Annotated in this window: 1 protein-coding gene; it reads left to right on the top strand. The window is 69.1% G+C overall.

Annotation, left to right across the window (positions count from 1 at the left end):
- Positions 1-1260 (top strand): IS3 family transposase (locus DW151_RS10390; RefSeq protein ID WP_118335760.1); only part of this gene is annotated, 1260 nt, incomplete at its 5' end.
- Between the last annotated feature and the right edge of the window lie 26 nt (positions 1261-1286).

A 1286-nucleotide genomic window follows, 5' to 3' on the forward strand; every position in this document is an offset into this window, starting at 1 on the left:
GGGACTGCGGACAAAAAGTTGGACCATCAGGTCCGGTTTGGAGTCCGCATGACATACAGTAGAGCCGTAGTGGAGAGGGCCGGGGAGCTACGCCGCTCCGGGCTCTCGTGCAGGGAGATAGCCCGGGAGCTCGACGGGCCGAGCAAGAGCGCCGTCGCGCGCTGGACGAGGGCCGGGGCCGCGGGCGGAACCGTCGGGAGGGCGGTCGCGAAGATGGATCTGCCGAAGGTCGTCGGGGACGGTCCGGTGTACCCCGACATCGACCCGGACGACAAGGACGCCCTGATAGAGCGCCTCGTCCTGGAGAACGCCGTCCTCAGGGCGGTGAACGACGTTTTAAAAGCCGCGAGCCTCGACGGGATGTCGAACAGGGAGAAGACCCTGGTGATAGACCGCCTGAGGCCGTGCGGGAAGTGGTCCTTGAGAGAACTCACGAGTTCCTTGGGGATATCAAAGAGCTCCTATGAGTACCAGCGCCGCGCGATCGCGAGGCCCGACCGGCTCGCGCCCCTGCGCGCGCTCGTGCGCAGGATCTTCACTGAGGACGGTGAGGGGGCGCGGGGGTACCGCTTCGTGACGGCGCGCCTGCGCGAGCTCGACGAGCCCGTGCGCGCCTCGGAGAAGGTCGTCCTCCGCATCATGCGCGAGGAGGGCCTGGTCCCCAGGTGGATGAGGAGGAAGAGGAGGCCCTACAGCTCCTATGCGGGCGAGCCGACGCCGGCCCCGCCGAACCTCGTGCGCCGCGACTTCCGCTCGGCCCTGCCGAACTTCCTGTGGCTCACCGACATCACCGAGTTCAGGCTGCCCTCCGGCAGGAAGGTCTACCTGTCGGCCATCAGGGACTGCTTCGACTCCTCGGTCGTGGCGTGGAGGGCCGGCGAGAGACCGGACGCCGCGCTCGCCAACTCGACGCTCGAGGACGCCTGCGCCCGGCTGGCGCCCGGCGAGCGCCCCGTCATCCACTCCGACCGCGGCGGCCACTACCGCTGGCCCGGCTGGATCTCGATCTGCGAGGACAACGACCTCACCAGGAGCATGTCCGCCAAGGGCTGCAGCCCGGACAACGCCGCGATGGAGGGCTTCTTCGGCCTGCTCAAGAGGGAGTTCTGGCACGGCAGGGACTGGTCGGGCTGGGCCCCCGCCCGCTTCATCGAGGAGCTCGGGGCCTGGATCGGCCGCTACAATACGGAGAGGCGCAGCGATACGCTCGGCGGCCGCACGCCGGCCGAGTTCCGCGCCGCGCTGGGAAGGGCCGCGTAGCGGTCCAAGAAATCGTCCGCAGTCCC

Source organism: Collinsella sp. AM13-34, assembly GCF_003473055.1.
Classification (GTDB): Bacteria; Actinomycetota; Coriobacteriia; order Coriobacteriales; family Coriobacteriaceae; genus Collinsella.